Source organism: [Flexibacter] sp. ATCC 35208, from assembly GCF_001975825.1.
Taxonomy (GTDB): domain Bacteria; phylum Bacteroidota; class Bacteroidia; order Chitinophagales; family Chitinophagaceae; genus Chitinophaga.
The window spans coordinates 113,414-129,850 of record NZ_MTKN01000004.1 but is presented as its reverse complement, the minus strand read 5'-3'; the positions used below and the strand labels follow the sequence as shown (position 1 = coordinate 129,850).

16 protein-coding genes are annotated in these 16,437 nt (G+C 45.5%); 2 read left to right on the top strand and 14 right to left on the bottom strand.

Annotated features, from left to right (window positions below; genetic code table 11):
* Nucleotides 1–8: 8 nt before the first annotated feature.
* The 14 genes from BW716_RS04640 to BW716_RS04575 form a co-directional block, all read right to left on the bottom strand.
* Nucleotides 9–1,112 (bottom strand): beta-ketoacyl synthase, encoded by a 1,104-nt coding sequence (locus tag BW716_RS04640; RefSeq protein ID WP_083721354.1) that lies wholly within the window; start codon nt 1,110–1,112, stop codon nt 9–11.
* A gap of 10 nt (nt 1,113–1,122) precedes the next feature.
* A complete protein-coding gene (locus BW716_RS04635; protein ID WP_083721353.1) occupies nt 1,123–1,560 on the bottom strand; it encodes a thioesterase family protein in 438 nt (145 codons plus the stop codon).
* Nucleotides 1,561–1,576: 16 nt separating this feature from the next.
* Nucleotides 1,577–2,308: a hypothetical protein gene (locus tag BW716_RS04630; protein WP_083721352.1), complete on the bottom strand. Its 732-nt coding sequence runs from the start codon at nt 2,306–2,308 to the stop codon at nt 1,577–1,579.
* A gap of 19 nt (nt 2,309–2,327) precedes the next feature.
* The gene (locus BW716_RS04625) at nt 2,328–2,747 is read right to left on the bottom strand and encodes a hypothetical protein (RefSeq protein WP_083721351.1); all 420 of its coding nucleotides are present in this window, start codon (nt 2,745–2,747) and stop codon (nt 2,328–2,330) included.
* Nucleotides 2,748–2,752: 5 nt separating this feature from the next.
* Nucleotides 2,753–3,643 (bottom strand): lipid A biosynthesis acyltransferase, encoded by an 891-nt coding sequence (locus BW716_RS04620; protein ID WP_083721350.1) that lies wholly within the window; start codon nt 3,641–3,643, stop codon nt 2,753–2,755.
* The gene (locus BW716_RS04615; RefSeq protein WP_083721349.1) at nt 3,643–3,900 is read right to left on the bottom strand and encodes a phosphopantetheine-binding protein; all 258 of its coding nucleotides are present in this window, start codon (nt 3,898–3,900) and stop codon (nt 3,643–3,645) included. The genes BW716_RS04620 and BW716_RS04615 overlap by 1 nt, the downstream gene beginning before the upstream one ends.
* A 179-nt stretch (nt 3,901–4,079) precedes the next feature.
* Nucleotides 4,080–5,306 carry a beta-ketoacyl synthase gene (locus tag BW716_RS04610; protein WP_083721348.1) on the bottom strand — a complete coding sequence of 409 codons (1,227 nt, stop codon included), beginning with the start codon at nt 5,304–5,306 and terminating at the stop codon, nt 4,080–4,082.
* Nucleotides 5,307–5,441: 135 nt separating this feature from the next.
* Nucleotides 5,442–6,170 (bottom strand): 3-oxoacyl-ACP reductase FabG, encoded by a 729-nt coding sequence (gene fabG, locus BW716_RS04605; RefSeq protein ID WP_083721347.1) that lies wholly within the window; start codon nt 6,168–6,170, stop codon nt 5,442–5,444.
* 20 nt (nt 6,171–6,190) lie between these two features.
* Nucleotides 6,191–7,729: a histidine ammonia-lyase gene (gene hutH, locus BW716_RS04600; RefSeq protein WP_083721346.1), complete on the bottom strand. Its 1,539-nt coding sequence runs from the start codon at nt 7,727–7,729 to the stop codon at nt 6,191–6,193.
* A gap of 111 nt (nt 7,730–7,840) precedes the next feature.
* A complete protein-coding gene (locus BW716_RS04595; RefSeq protein ID WP_083721345.1) occupies nt 7,841–9,130 on the bottom strand; it encodes a hemolysin family protein in 1,290 nt (429 codons plus the stop codon).
* Between the two features lie 23 nt (nt 9,131–9,153).
* The gene (locus BW716_RS04590) at nt 9,154–9,885 is read right to left on the bottom strand and encodes a ZIP family metal transporter (protein ID WP_083721344.1); all 732 of its coding nucleotides are present in this window, start codon (nt 9,883–9,885) and stop codon (nt 9,154–9,156) included.
* The gene (locus BW716_RS04585; RefSeq protein WP_083721343.1) at nt 9,882–10,460 is read right to left on the bottom strand and encodes a phosphatase PAP2 family protein; all 579 of its coding nucleotides are present in this window, start codon (nt 10,458–10,460) and stop codon (nt 9,882–9,884) included. Before BW716_RS04585 ends, BW716_RS04590 begins: the two co-directional genes overlap by 4 nt.
* 2 nt (nt 10,461–10,462) lie before the next feature.
* Nucleotides 10,463–11,236: a bifunctional 2-polyprenyl-6-hydroxyphenol methylase/3-demethylubiquinol 3-O-methyltransferase UbiG gene (locus BW716_RS04580; RefSeq protein WP_083721342.1), complete on the bottom strand. Its 774-nt coding sequence runs from the start codon at nt 11,234–11,236 to the stop codon at nt 10,463–10,465.
* 104 nt (nt 11,237–11,340) lie between these two features.
* Complete coding sequence (locus BW716_RS04575; protein WP_083721341.1) at nt 11,341–13,371, bottom strand: LTA synthase family protein; 2,031 nt, start codon at nt 13,369–13,371, stop codon at nt 11,341–11,343.
* A gap of 363 nt (nt 13,372–13,734) precedes the next feature.
* Here BW716_RS04575 and glmM point away from each other — a divergent pair, with 363 nt between their 5' ends.
* Both glmM and BW716_RS04565 read left to right on the top strand, forming a co-directional pair.
* On the top strand, nt 13,735–15,117 hold the full coding sequence (gene glmM / locus BW716_RS04570) for a phosphoglucosamine mutase (protein ID WP_083721427.1): 1,383 nt from the start codon (nt 13,735–13,737) through the stop codon (nt 15,115–15,117).
* A 170-nt stretch (nt 15,118–15,287) separates the two neighbouring features.
* Entirely contained in the window at nt 15,288–16,415 is a 1,128-nt protein-coding gene (locus BW716_RS04565) for a cysteine desulfurase family protein (RefSeq protein WP_083721426.1), read from the top strand.
* Nucleotides 16,416–16,437 lie beyond the last annotated feature (22 nt).

Here is a 16,437-nt window from a genome sequence, read left to right as displayed (position 1 = left end):
ATGTATATCTATTTAGAAAATACCATTGCAGCATTACACCCTCCAAATCCCGACACTGTTTTCAGGAAATGCTGCATTGGTTTATGTGTTATCTGATTACTAACCAACACTGGCTGACTTACACCCAGTGTTTCAAATCCCAGTGTAGGTATCACTGTATCCTGCTGTAGCGCCTGCATACCAATGATAGCTTCTATCAGGCCGGCGGCACCCAGGGTATGTCCATAGTATCCTTTCAGACTGTTCACTGGTGTTTCCAGCAAACCTGCCAGGTGTAAGGCTTTGGACTCCATCTCATCGTTGTACATTGTAGCAGTACCATGTGCGGATACAAATCCTATATCCGATGGCGTTAATCCCGTTCCTTTCAGTGCCTGCAACATCGCATAACTCAGTTCTGCACCTGTACGGCTCGGACCAGAAATGTGATTGGCATCGTTTGTGACAGCGCCCGCACCCACACGAATGCCCATTTCGCGAACAGTCAACAACACGGTGGCGGCTCCTTCTCCCAATGTCACACCTTTGCGCGCTGCATCAAAAGGACGACAAGCTTCAGGACTTACAGCCTGGAATGACTGGAAACCGGATAATACAAACTTCGTCAGCACATCTGCTCCCGTTACAATTGCCTGGTCATACCTGCCTGAGAGGATCAGTCTTCTGGCGGTGAGTATCGCCAATAATCCGGAGATGCAGGCATTGCTTACCACAATCGGATCAGCTGTATAACCAAAGTGAGTGGCTACCTTGCGGGCAGTATGGAATAGTTCCATCTCTGCCATCACTGGGTTTTCCTGTTCTTCCAGCAGTTCTATATTACCCTTTGTAGTGGATACGATGAAAGCAGTACGCCCATCGTTTATATCAATATTGGTTTGGTCCAGTACCTGCTGTACAGAACGGATGAGCATCTGTTCAAAACGTGTATGGGCAGTCATCTTCAGCTCTCTGGGTGCAAACATGGCAGCATGAAAAGGACCCGGTGAAAAGGCCGGATCATCATGCAGGCGAATGCCGCTCTGCCCATTGCATACCTGTGCAAAATTTTCAGCTGTCGTACTACCCAGCGGAGAAAAGATATTATCTGCCGCTACATACACATTCCTCATGTCCGCTCATTTATTTAGTCTGCTCGAGCTGACCATGCTCCCTTTTCCATTCCTCGAAAAAGGGAGGCAGGGTCAGTTGCAATGAATTTGTCTCAATGTCCAGAAATACCTGCATGGAACTACCGTCCGCCACCAGTTCTCCGGTGGCAGCATTGTATAGTTTATACTCAAACTTCAGTTTGGCTGCCCGGGTATTTACATAGGTGGTTTCCACAATGACACGGTCTCCGTAGCGTAAAGAGCGTTTGTAATTACAATCTACCTTTACAACCGGCACCGAATATCCGTGATTATATATATCGAGGTAACGGAACCCATACTTTTCTCCAAAGGCTTCGCGGCCGTCTTCAAAATAGCGTATGTAGTGACCATGCCATACTATTCCCAGTGGATCTGCTTCATTAAACTTTACCAGTATATTGGCCTTTTCCGTTAGTGTCGGGTACATATATTCATCAGTTTTATCACACGGCCTTCTTGCCTTTCTTGACGGCTTTCGGCTTTGCTGTATCAGCTTTTGGTGCTTCTGCTACCTTTTCTTCAGGAGCTGATGCAGCGGTTTTTGCCCAGTCTTTATATTTATCGGAACTAATTGTGTGCAGTACTTTGTACACGGTATATGCCCAGTAGTTGCGGAAACCGAAACCCTGTGCCTTACCGGTTATTTTTTCTGTGAGCAGCACTTTCTTTGTGCTCAGGTTAATCAGGGTCGCATACATTGCTGCTTCCTTGTTTGTTTTGCTCATGCCATCCATGATGAATACCAGCCCAATACCAGTCTTACCACTTAGGTTATACACCTTTACGTGCTTGCTGATGTCGTCAGGTGTCAATGTGCCCAGATCGCTCACATTATCAGTCTTCATTTTGGTCACATTCGCGTCTCCATTTACTTTGTTTACCGCATCAGGGTAATTAATAACAGCTGCAGCTCTTTTGAAAGAGCCTGTTACGTCATATTTTTTTGCTTCAGTAATGATGACAGAATTAATAGGTTCAAATTTTGTGCTGATTTCCGTTGGAGTAGCAGCCTCTCCCTGAATCTTCGTCAATGAAAAGTCTACGCCCAGATAGGTTAGCGGAGTAGCAGTGTTGGCGAAAAATTCTTTTAAGGTTTGTGCATAACTGGTTATGGTTGCACTACATAACAGGAACAATGTCAGCAGAAGAAAAGGTTGTTTTCTAACATGCATCATAAAGAATGGTTTTAAGTGATTAGGGGTTTATAAATATTTTGAGCTCACACTGAGCCATCACTTTTCCGTTTAACTGAACTTTGGCAGCTACCATGGTAGCATTGAACACCTGGCTCACGATCTCCGTGGTAGTTTCGATAAAGGAGCCTGCAGGTGGAAATTCAAACACTTCAAAATCTTTTACCGCACCGATAAAACCGATTGGGACCGGGGTATTTTCCTGTTGTGCCACATAACCTACTCTGGCAGCAGCAGTCTGTGCCATATTCTCCAGCAGACCTGGAGTTTTGAGTACACCATCTTCTACAAACAGGTTGTCCGGCGCTATCTGAAGGCCGGTACGGGTGATATTATCTTTTACTTCCAGGATACCACTGATCATCACGATCGGTGCACGCTGCGGAATATATGCTGTAATGTCGTCAGTATGGATGAACATCTTTTTTAATTGTTTTTAGGCTGTTCCCAGAAATCGTAATAATTAAACCATTGCTCCGGATACTTTTTTACCATACCCTCCAGCTCCTGCACAAAATCCTGTACAGCCAGTTCTACCCCCTGCCGGCGCCTGCCATGATATTCATGTGGTGGCGTAGCATAGAGGTGGTAATGGGTATTTGTCTCCTTAAATGCAAAAACCAGTGATACCGGTACCCTGAAGGTGGCTGCCAGCAGGAATGGTCCTGCAGGAAAACTGGCTTCCTGCCCCATAAAGGTAGCATTCACCGTTTTGTTGCCTGTCAGAAACCGGTCCGCATGCATGCATACCAGCTCCTGATTGCTCAGCGCTTCATTAATGGCGTAAATGTGCGACAAATCATCCTTAATAACAATGATATTCACATTACGCTCTCCCGTTATACTGGATAAATAATTTTTGATCCTTTCATGCTCCCCGTCAAACATCACAATATTAATGCGGGTCTCCAACCTTGTAAACAGGTGACCTGCTACCTCCCAGTTACCCAGGTGGGCACTGAGCATGATTCCGCCCTTACCTGCTGTGGTAATTTCTCTGAGGTATTGTTCCCCTTCAAACTCAAAGGTAAATTTATTTGACAATCCGGACATGACAATGACCTTATCGATCAGTACCTGTCCGAATACATAGTAATTCCTGTACACACTCCACAATGACTTCCACCAGCCATAACCTACCTTCGTATGAAAATATTGAAAAATAGGGCGAGATGAACTATAGGAAAATAAGAAATAATATGCGGCTACAAACCTTAATAAAATGTAGGCAGGCAAAACGCCTCCATAACGTAATGTCCCAATGAAGATGCTGTACCCCAGTTTATTCCCTTTCGACTTTCCCTCCCAGGAAGCCATTATACCAGTTCTTTTTGTTTAAGACGATTGGCTACGTAGTCATAAAAGTCCTGGAAGGTAACAATACCCTGGAAATCTTCAGGGTTTACCTTGAAACCAAAATTATTTTCAATTACAACTACCAGATCGATGTAGTCCAGGCTATCCAGATCCAGGGTAGCTTTCAGGTTAGCATCAGGCGTCAGGGAAGCCAGATCAGCCTCAAATTCCTCTACAAGGAATGCATTCGTCGTTTGTATAATCTCTTTCTTATCCATAATCAAGTGTAAACTAACTCAGATATAGGTTGTGTGTTTAAAAATTGGTTTGAAATAGTTCGCGTCACCTAATCGTCTTTAGTATTCCTTTATCTGTCTGTACCCTTCTTAATGTTGTGCGTTGATCTTTGCCTCAAAGTTATAATAAATACTCTAAAGTGCTGACAGTTAACAACAAGCTATTCATTATTCCACTTGCGGACTATCAAAGAACTGTTGGTTCCCCCAAATCCAAAAGAATTAGACAAAAATATATTAAAATCTTTATTAATGGTAGTATCAGCTATATTTAATCTGGCTGCCGCCCCATCAGGGTTTTCCAGGTTAATATTCGGCGCTATAAAGCCATTTTGCATCATCAGCATGGAGTATACAATCTCACTGGCCCCCGCCATCCAGCACTCATGCCCCGTCATTGATTTGGTGGAGCTCACATGCGGTCTGCTCTCGCCAAATACCTGATCGATGGCGGCCGCTTCGCTGGCATCACCGGCAATGGTACTGGTAGCATGTGCATTGATGTATTCCACATCTGACGGTTTTAAACCAGCATCTTTCAAAGCGATTTCCAAAGAACGCACCGGCCCTTCGATAGTCGGGTTAGAAATGTGCGCACCATTTGATGAAAACCCGTAACCAATCACCTCCCCCAGGATCGTTGCCCCACGGCGCTGTGCCGATTCCATACTTTCCAGTATCACAGTTGCCCCACCACCACTTGGTACCAGGCCATCTCTGTCTTTATCGAACGGACGGCTGGCCTTTGCAGGATCATTTTCCCTTACTGAAAAGGCGGCAATACCGTCAAAGTTGCCCATGGAATAAATATTGATTTCCTGTGCTCCCCCACAGATCACACAGTCCTGCATACCGTTGCGGATGAACATGTACCCCAGTCCAATAGCATGGGAACCACTGGCACAAGCCGCACTCACACTGAAGTTGATGCCTTTCAGTTTGAAAATGGTGGCCAGGTTCATATTGATGGTAGAATTCATGGTCTGGAACACAGAACCCGAACCAACCAGCATGGTATCTTTCTTTTCGCGCATAATGTCTGTCGCCTCTATCACTGGCTTGGAAGAACTGTCATTACCAAACAACAGGCCCACTTCCTTCTTTTCCAGATAATCCTGATCCAGTCCCGCCATAGCCAGGGCTTCGCGGGTACTCATGTAGGCAAACTCCGCCTGCTCCGGCATCATGAGACGGGAACGGCGATCCAGCATACCTTTCAGGTCCGGACGGTCTACATAACCCGTCAGCCCTGAGCGATACCCAAACGCTTTCCTGGCAGGATCCAGGATAATACCGGACTTACCTTTATATAATGAGTCTCTTACAGCTTCCAGGTTTTTTCCAATACACGAATAAATACCCAATCCGGTGATCACAACTCTGTTCATGATAGCAAATTTTTAGAGCAGCCTATATGCGAAAATATAAAAGTATACGGGTTTTCTACCCGTTTAGCAGGCAGGTTGATTATGAGTGGGTGTGTGACAGTAAGGTACATTGATCTACAATGAATTATACTTTTATCAGGTGTACAGGCCACCATTGATGGACAGTACTTCACCTGTGATATAAGCAGATGCTTTGCCAGCAAAAAATGCCACTGCTTCTGCTACTTCCTCGGGGGTTCCGAACCTGTTCATAGGTACCTGGGCGGCCAGTTCCTTTTCATTCAGTTCAGCTGTCATATCTGTTTTGATAAAACCGGGCGCAACTGCATTCACAGTCACACCACGTTTGGCCACTTCCTGCGCCAAAGCCTTGGTAGCACCAATTACCCCTGCTTTTGCTGCAGAATAATTGGTCTGACCAGGCAATCCTTTGATTCCTGATAAGGATACAATATTAATGATACGTCCGTAACGTTTCATCAACATGTTGTTCAATACCTGCTTGGTTACATAGAAAAATCCATCCAGGCTTGTGTTTACCACATTGCGCCATTGGGTGGAATTCATCCAGAACATCAGGTTATCTTCACGGATACCGGCATTGTTTACCAGTATTTCGATTTGTTTTTCTTTATTGGCTTCTACCCATCCTCCCAGTACTGCCTGTACTTCCTGCTCGTTGGCTACGTCAAACTGTAAAACTTCTCCGTTACTTCCTTTCGCACGTACTGCTTCCAGCGTTTCATTGGCAGCAGCCTCGTTTCCTTTATAGTTAACAATCACATAGTAACCCATTTCGGCCATCTTCACACATATCGCTCTGCCTATACCCCTGGAGCCACCTGTTATTAAAGCACATTTCATCCTTTAGTATTTTAATCCTTTTAGATATTCACTTTTGGTTCGTGCTGCTGCAGGTATTCCTTAATCCTTTTAGCATCCTTGTATTTAGGGCTGTCCTGGATAAATTTAGGGAAAATTGCCCTTACTTCCTGGTAGATCAGGTGTGAGAAGGATGACAGTTTATCCTGACAATTCAGGTAATCCACTGCCTGGAGCATCGTCATCACCTGGATAGCCAATACCTCGAAGGTGTTGTCTATTATCTTCTGCGTCAGGAGCGCTGAGTTCGTACCCATGCTCACAATATCCTGGTTATCATTATTGTTAGGAATACTATGCACATACATCGGGAATGACAGCGTCTGGTTCTCCGCTACAGTAGAGGTAGCAGTGAACTGAATACCCTGCATACCGAAGTTGAGACCCAGTTTACCCAGGTTCATGAATGGCGGGAACTTGTGATTCAGCTTGTCGTTCATCAGGTAGTTCAGCTGCCTTTCAGAGAGCATGGACAGTTTGGTGATCGCAATCTTCACCTTATCCATTTCCAGGGATATATAATCACCGTGGAAGTTACCACCATGAAATACGTTCTGCTGATGATGATCCACTACCGGGTTGTCGCTCACGGAGTTCAGTTCCTGTACCACGATCTGCTCAGCATGTGCCAGCGTATCGTAAACCGGACCCAGCACCTGTGGTACACAACGCAGGGAGTAGTACTCCTGTACTTTATCTTTAAAGATCTCTTCTTCCAGTTCTTTGTAGAAGTGGTCTGGACGGTGCCTTACCATCTTACTATCTTTCAGAATATCGCGCATAGCGGCCGCCACTTTGTTCTGGCCGGCATGTTTCTTTACGGCATTCAGTTCGGCAGAAAGGTGGTCGTCAAATGCTTCCACCACTTCATTGATCATAGCAGACAGGATCAAACTCCATCCCAGCAGTTTCTTTGCCTGGATGATGTTCACCAGACCAATACCAGTCATGGTAGAAGTACCGTTAATCACTGCCAACCCTTCACGTACATGCACACCCATTGGCTTGATGCCAAGTTGCGCAAATACTTCAGCTGTAGGGCGCAGCTGGCCTTCATATACTACTTCTCCTTCACCGATCAGTACCAGGCCCAGGTGAGCCAACTGAACCAGGTCGCCGCTGGCACCTACTCCACCATGCTCATATACACAAGGGGAAACGTTTTTATTGATCAGGTCTCTCAGTAATATCACTAACTCAGGATGTACGCCTGAATGTGCCTGCATAAAACTGCTGAGACGTGCTATCATCAAACTTTTGGTCAGTACAGGATTCAGATAGTTACCAGCTCCTGAACTATGGCTGCGAATTAGATTGTACTGCAATTGAGTTGTATCGCTTTCGCTGATGCGGTATTGTGCCATAGGGCCAAAACCGGTATTGATACCATAGATCAGTTTTTTGGCGGAAAACTGTTTTAAGAATGTAAAATTCTCCTCTACCTGTTGTAAAGCCGCTGTATCAAGGGATAACTCCTCCCCATTGAACAAGATCCGGTGCACTTCTTCCAAAGAAAGCTCTTTACTTCCTAATACGACCATTGTATTGTATTAAATTAAATTATTTACTTATGTAAAAGAGAGCGCAAAATTAATAAATTCACTCAATTATCCCCTCCCCCCTGGGAGTTAACTCATTTTTTGCATTCAAGGTTATCCTTCCTCCACTTCTGGCGACGGGGCAGCTACAAGTACTTTATCAATTCTGTGGGCATCCATGTCAACTATCTCAAAGGTAAATCCTCTCCACTCGAACTTCTCCCCTACTTTAGGAATGTGTTCCTGGTGATGCAGGATAAAGCCGGCCATCGTGTCAAATTCCTGCTCAAACTCCGTCATCCAGCCCTCTTTGTCAAACTTGCTGAGGAAGTCATAAAACGGGATCTGGGCGTCTACCAGGAAACTGCCATCCTCACGTTCCACAATCTCCCAATCATCGTTCTGACCTGTTTCAGGCATGTCGCCCACGATCGCTTCAAGGATATCGTTCAGGGTGATCATACCCAGGAAGGTACCGTATTCATCTACAATAAAGGCTGCACGGCTTTGGGTTTCCTTAAATTTTTCCAATACCTGATAAGCTGAGTTGTTCTCCGGAACAAACAGGGGCTTTCTCAGAATGGTACTCAGGGAATAATTATTGGAAGCGGCAGCCATGTAGAGATCCTTAATCTTAATGATACCTACGATGTGGTCTACCTGTCCTTCACATACAGGGTATACTGAGTGAGGACTGTCAAATATTTTCTTCCTCACAACCTCTTTATTATCATGGATGTCCAGCCATTCAATATCTGTACGGTGGGTCATGAGAGAGGTAATATTCCGGTCTCCGAGGTGAAAAACACGCTCGATGATCTCCTGCTCGGTTTCTTCAATCGCGTCTGATTCTGTGATCAGGGCCTTGATTTCATCTTCCGTGAGGTTATTGTCTGATGGCTTCACATTGAAGATCTTTACCAGCAGATTGGTGGAGATTCCCAGAAACCAGATAAAAGGATACGTGATTCTGGATAACAGGATCATAGGCCTGGCTACGCTCTTCGCAATACCTTCCGGACGCGCCATTCCCACCCTTTTGGGCAGTAGTTCTCCCAGCACCAGGGTCACATAGGACACTACAACCACGATAATCGTGATGGCAATGCCATTGCTGTATGGGCTAAGCAGTGGTGATCTTGAGATAATGTCGACGAGTGTCGCTCTTAGGAAAATACCAGATAGAAGTCCAATGGCAATACTTGTTAGGGTAATGCCGACCTGTACTGTGGACAAAAATCTGTCCTGATTGTTTGCAAGCTTTAATGCTGCTTTTGCTTTTTCATCCCCTTTATTGGCAAGGTATTCCAGCCTGGCCTTCCTCGAATATTCCATAGCTATTTCTGCCATGGAGAAGAGACCATTCAGTAAAATAAGGATGAAGATAATGACGACGACTTCCATATTAAAAGCCTAAAAATAAAGAATTATTCAAATATTAAAGTAAGAAATGCTAAAAGGAGTCCTGCCATTATGGCCAACACCTTCCGCTTGCTCAATTCATGATGACGTGTACCACTTTCATAGAAAATGGTTGTGGATATATGCAAAAACGCTCCGATCACCAACGCTACCAGGTAAACGATAATGTTTGTAATATACACGGAGTGACTGCCCAGAACGGCTGCCAGTATTGCGGCGGCCGGAGTGACGGCCGAAAAGATAAGAAGAATACGCCATAGTTTCGCTCCATGCTGATGACTATGCATCATAACAGTGATCAAAGTCATCGCCTCCGGCAACTTGTGGGCAGCTACCCCTATCACCAGCGAAGACAGTGCTGCAGGGTCTGCGAACTGAAACCCCAGTGGAATTCCTTCCATAAATGCATGTACGGAAAGTCCCAGCAATAAAGGGGTAATAGACACATGATCATGATCCCCCTGTGGCAGGTGGGTATGCCCATGCTCTGTACCATGTGATAATTGTTGTAAAGCTACCTGAAGAAAAAAACCGGCTACTATATAAATACCAGCCTTGTGCCCCAGTTCGTGATACACTTCCGGCACCAGGTGCAGGATAGTGATGCCGAAGAGGCAGGCGCCGGACATTGCCAGCAGGTAAATGGGCAGGTTGGGATTTGCCTTCCTGACCACCATTGGAATAATACCACCACCTATTGTAGCAGCAAATATGATGATTAATAAAAGCCAGTTCATGTCGTTAGTTCAGGTTCCAGTCGGATACGGCGCTGGAAAAAGCTGCCGCTCATTACTCCTAAAAATATCCCTAATATGGCACCGCCAGCTACATCAAACGGATAATGCACCCCTACGTATACCTGAGCATAGCAAATAGCAAGTGCCCACAGGAAAAACAGGGAAGCCAACCATTTGTTGATATGGCGAAAAGTTAAAAAACAAAAGGTACCCAGGGCAAAGTGATTAGCTGCATGGTTGGAAGTAAAGCTACCACTCTGTGGGCAATAACTCACCAGAATGCGCACGGTACCCGCCAGGTCCGGATTACGGCAGGGCCTTACCCTGTCGAAAAAGTCCTTAATGTGCAGACTGCCCTGGTCCGAAAGACCAAAAGTGAGCAGGAAAAAGGCAATCCACCAGAAACCTCTCCAACCAAAGTTGATAGTGACAAACAGACCGAGGAAAAGGTATAATGGCGCCCACATAAAGGGTTCCCTTAGCATGGGAATGAAGGCATCCATCCACGGCGTATGCCATTGGCCATTGATCAGGTTGAACAACTGATGGTCCAGGTGAAGCAATGCTTGTTTCATGTCTAAGGTTTTGTAGCAATAATGATCAGTCTGGGTGACAATTGCTCATTATAAGCATTGAAATGATAGTCACCAAACACCTCAGTTATCTGTAAACCCTGACGGGCGAACATCTCTTCAAAGTCGGCTAAAGTATAGGCGCATACGCTTTCGGTGAAGGAAGCACGCTGCAGGCGGGCACGATCCAGGATATTGATCTGCTTGTGGAAGTGACCGTCTACCAGCTCACGCTGTATGTCGAAGACTACATCGTCCACTTCCTTTATCTCGCTGCCTACCAGGTGCTTAGCTACATAAGTGCTGTTCAGGTAGTCCAGAACGAGTTTTCCTCCCGGTTTGAGGGCGTTTTTAATGGTGCGGAGCGCATTGTCGTTTTCCCTCTGGGACTCGAAGTAGCCAAAACTGGTAAAGAAGTTGAAAACCTGGTCGAAGTAGTTGACCCAGAATGGGAGACGCATATCGTGCTGGAAAAAGGTCAGGTGATCATTTTCCAGTTTTTTGGCAATATTGATACTGTTGATGGACAGGTCGATGCCTGTAACGAAGAAGCCCTTGTCCGCAAGATAGCGGGAGTGACGGCCACGGCCGCAGGCTACATCCAGCATGGTTGCGCTGGCGGTTGGTTGCAGGTATTCCAGCAACTTGTCGATAAATGAGGCAGCTTCTTTATTATCCCTGTTGTTGTACAGCAGGTGATAATAGGGAGAATTGAACCAATCTTTGAACCACTGTTTTTGTACTTCCACGTCCGTATCGTTATATGCTTCTAGTATCATAATTGGGAGTGCAAGATACTAAATATCCGGTTGGAGTTTGCTTTCACAAACGTCAACCGGATATTAAATACAGAGGTGGATGACAATGTCATCCACCTCTGGTGCTATTTAGCGTTTGGTTTCTTATTATTAAACATCAGATACCTCGTACTCTCATACATCGCCTTCGCCAGCCTGTCCAGCCCTTTTGCCGTATCCGGCAGCTCCTTCACCACATTCTTCATGGGATCTTTGGATTTCAGGTCATATAGCGCCGGTTCCCCGGTCTTCATATTTATCTCGTACTGGTATTGATCCCCGATCACTGCCATATGCGTCATCAGGTTCTTGGCATATACACTGAGTATATACCTGGTTTTAATGGTAGAATCCAGCATATCCCTACCCATGGTGTAGTTCTTCACTGGCATACCTACCAGCTTCGCCATAGTTGGATATACATCCACCAGGCTCACCGGGTAATTAATCTTCGCAGGTTGTATCGTACCCGGCGCATATATAAAGCAGGTGGCATGTACCCCACCGCTACCCAGTTCATATTCCGGTACCGGCATGAAGTGGTAAGGGTTGAGGCTACAGTTATGGTCGCCGAACATGATAAAAATGGTATTGTCCAGGTAGCCGTTTTTGCGCGCCTGATCTATCAGGTGGCCTACGTTGTAATCTTCATAACGGAGCGCATTGAACTGATCGATGGATACAAAACCGGCTTCTTTAAACTTCGCCATGTCGATATCCTTCTCTGTTACCTTTTTAAATCCGCCACCACCTGTAGTAGTGGTGTATGGAGGATGATTATCGGCCAGTTGCAGAAAAGCAATGAACGGCTGCTTTCTGTTATTGGCATCCTTGAACAATTTATCGGCCTCATTGACCAGGTCATAGTCAGCAATTCCCCACACATCAGCCTTGGGTGCATTGTACATCCCTTCTTCATACACTTTTACGCCTGCCACATTGTTGGTAAACACGGCACGTATATTTGCCCAGTTGGTATTTCCTCCTAACAGATAGTATTTTTCATACCCCTTGAACTGGTCCATGATCACCCGCTGGTCTACCATCCGGGGATGCCGGCTGGCTGTTTGGGTGATTGTCACATCCGGCACACCCGTTGTCACTCCATACACCGTACGGGCGGTGCTGATAGCTGGTACATAGAAATGATTGAAGAGAATTCCACTGTCTGCCAGGGCCTTCATATTCGGTGTAGCCTGCATGGGGTTGCCATACATGCTGGTGATACAGGCCCCTGTTGATTCCAGCATGACCAGTACCACGTTCATTTTCTTCTTCTCGTCCGATCCGGGAATTTCCCGCTCAAAGTTCAGGTTATTCACATCCGGGTGGTCTATACCCAGGTAATCCACAATAGTCGGGTATAATTCCTTCGTCTTTTTCTCGTCAAAGGTGTCGACCTGTACACTCAGGTTCGATATGTAATATAAAACCGGGTTCAATCCTAAGCTGGTAATACCATTGTCTCTGCTAAACATAGCCTGGCTCCAGCGCAATGGGAAGTAAGCCACATTGCCATAAATGCCGGCGGCAAATAACAGGATGATACCCACTGTCCAGCTGGTATAACGGCCTGCCTTCAGGTAAACCGGCGATTCTTTGCTCAGACGGCGGTACAGCCCTTTGTACTGACGGCCCATGAGCCACATAAAGAGGCAAACGGCGATCACCACCCTTACAATAGGATAAGTTTCCCACAGCATGGTCGCATTATCCCCCCTTTCCCCGTCAGACAGGAAGCGCATCACCGATGGTTCTATTCTCAGACCGAGGTAGGCATAATGCCCCAGGTCAAAGATGTACATCCATACCAGGACCAAATAGATAATAAAAAGGTAGATAAACGTGAATCTCCTTATCCAGGTCTTTGTAAAAAAGGAATTCCGGGAGATCAGGGCAATGATCAACAACGGTACCATGACATAGAGTGCCAGGCGAATGTCGAAGCGCAAACCAAAATTCCAGGCTTTAGCAATGGCTCCATTATCGTGAACGGTTGATTTAAAGAAGAAAAAATAAAATATCAACCGAAACAGCAATGTTAAAAGGTAGAGGAATATGGCCTGAACAATCACAAATCGAATATACTTAGGTATATTCTTCCAAAATGATTTCATGTAATGTGGTGCATTTTAGTACTTGAGAATGCATAAATTATTAACAATAATTTAAACAGGGGGCAAATATACCAAATTCCGAATGTCGAGATCGAAGGATAAGTTTAAAATCCCATTAAAAGGTAGTAACCAATAATATAGTTTTTAAAACTTGCTGAGTATGCTAAATGGCCACAAATTGATGAAATTTTACCTTATATATAATATATAGTAACGGAAAGAGAGAATTCAGCCATCTAATGGATATAATTTTTGTACACTTTACAAAAATTGCTTGTATATACGCAAAGGGTTGGAAATATGGAATTTGTCATTTGAGAATTGGAACTTTATCTTTGGCCTTCTCTAATTAAATTGAAATTCGTGGCACTGATCAAATCTATTTCTGGTATTCGCGGAACCATCGGAGGAAAACCCGGCGAAGGGCTTTCTCCTCTTGATGTGGTAAAATTTACAGCAGCATTCGGGACCTGGCTCACACAACAATCTGACAACAAAAAAGTAGTTATTGGCCGTGACGGACGTATTTCCGGTGAAATGGTCAAGCAACTGGTTGTTGCCACCCTGAATGGTTTGGGACTGGACGTGGTAGACCTCGACCTTTCCACTACCCCTACGGTAGAAATTGCGGTAAAAATGGAAAATGCTGCCGGAGGTATCATCCTGACTGCCAGCCATAATCCAAAGGAATGGAACGCTCTGAAGCTATTGAACGGCGATGGCGAATTCATTTCCGGCGAGGATGGTGCAGTCGTACTGGACCTTGCAGCCCGCGAAGACTTTACCTTTGCTGATGTCAACAAGCTGGGGACTTATGAAAGGAACGATACCTATATGCAGAAGCATATAGATATGGTCCTGAATTACCCGCTGGTAGACGTTGCGGCTATCAAAGCGCGCAACTTTAAAGTAGTGGTGGATGCGGTAAACTCTACTGGTGCTACCTTCATTCCGGCTTTGCTGAAAGCACTGGGTGTGGAGGATGTAACAGTACTGTTTGGTGAAGTGAATGGCCGGTTCAGTCACAATCCCGAGCCTCTGCCGGAGAACCTGACTGCGCTGAGCAACGAAGTAAACAAGTCACAGGCAGATCTGGGTATCGCCGTAGATCCGGATGTGGATCGTCTTTGCTTTGTTTGCGAAGATGGCAGCATGTTCGGTGAAGAGTATACCCTGGTTGCAGTTGCTGACTATATCCTGAAGCACCGGAAAGGTAATACCGTTTCCAACCTGTCTTCTACTCAGGCACTGAAAGATGTGACCCTGAAAGCTGGTGGGGAGTATCACCCTTCAGCTGTAGGCGAGGTGAACGTGGTAAGGAAGATGAAGGAAGTAAATGCTGTGATCGGTGGTGAAGGTAACGGTGGTATCATCGTTCCGGACCTGCACTATGGTCGGGATGCGCTGATCGGTATTGGTTTGTTCCTGAGCCATGTGGCACATACAAAGAAGAACCTGAAGGCCATCAGAAACAGCTATCCTGATTACTTCATTTCAAAGAATAAGATCGAGCTGGATAAGGGTGTGGATGTGAAGACGATTTTTGAAAAGATCAAGGGTAAGTATAAGAACCAGCCGGTGAATACCGAAGATGGTCTGAAGATTGAGTTCGACAAGGATTGGGTTCACCTGAGAACTTCCAATACTGAGCCAATCATCAGGATTTACTCTGAAAGTCAGAATGAAACGACTGCAGATAACATCGCTAAAAGAATAATGCAGGATATCAGAGAATTCATGCATTGAAAATAGCGACGCAGGCAATCGCCAGCCGAAAAAAAACGCTTTTGCCTACGCGGCAAAAGCGTTTTTTTTGGTGGGTATGCGCCAAAGAAATCGGTGCTGTTTTATTAAAAAAAGTTGGACATTTGTACCCGCCAATGGCGTTTTATCAGATCAAAAACCACCTAACCACCTTGAACAGAATTTATTTTGACAACGCAGCGACCACGCCGCTTGACCAGGATGTGCTGGATGTGATGCTGCCTTTCATGACGGAAAAGTTTGGAAATCCTTCTTCCATCTATTCCTATGGCCGGGAGTCACGCCTCGCCATTGAGAATGCGCGCAAGTCAGTAGCCAAAATACTGAATGCCCATCCGGGAGAGATCTTCTTTACTTCAGGCGGTACGGAATCCAGCAATACCGCTATCAGCGCTGCCATCCATAACCTCGGCTGCCTACATATCATCAGTTCTGAGATCGAACACCATGCCACCCTCCACTCTGTAGAGCACCTGCATGTACGTGACAATATCAAACTGAGCTATGTAAAGCTGCTGCCAAATGGACATGTAGACATGAACCACCTGCGTGAACTCCTCTCTACCTCCAAAGAGCGCTGCCTGGTCACACTCATGCATGCGAACAACGAGATCGGCAACCTGCTGGATATGCATGCTGTTGGTAACCTCTGCAAAGAGTTTGACGCCATCTTCCACTCAGATACAGTACAGACAGTGGGTCACTACCCTTTTGACCTGCGCAATACCCCTGTTCACTTTATCAATGGTGCAGGACATAAGTTCCATGGCCCTAAAGGCGTGGGTATCCTATATATAAACGAGAATGTGAAAATCACCCCGTTCATACAGGGAGGTTCACAGGAAAGGAATATGCGCGCCGGTACAGAAAATCTGTATGGTATAGTAGGTTTTGCCAGGGCATTGGAATTGGCTACTGCTCATCATGAAGAACATAAAGAGTATATCAACGGATTGCGTATGTATATGGCTGAGAAGCTGAAAACAGAGATTCCAGGTGTAGACTTCAATGGAGATCTGTATGGCCGTAGCCTGTATACAGTGTTAAATGTAAGCTTCCCTAAAACGGAGAAGAGTGAGATGCTGCTGTTCAACCTGGATATAAATGGTATTTGTGCTTCTGGTGGTAGTGCGTGTACATCCGGTGCGGATGCAGGTTCTCATGTGATCCGTGCCATTAGCAGCAACCCAAATATGATTGCAGTGAGGTTCTCCTTTAGTAAGCACAATACGAAGGAGGAAGTAGACCGGGTAGTAGCTAAACTGAAAGAAATCATCTAAATAAATCCAAAAAGCTTTTGCC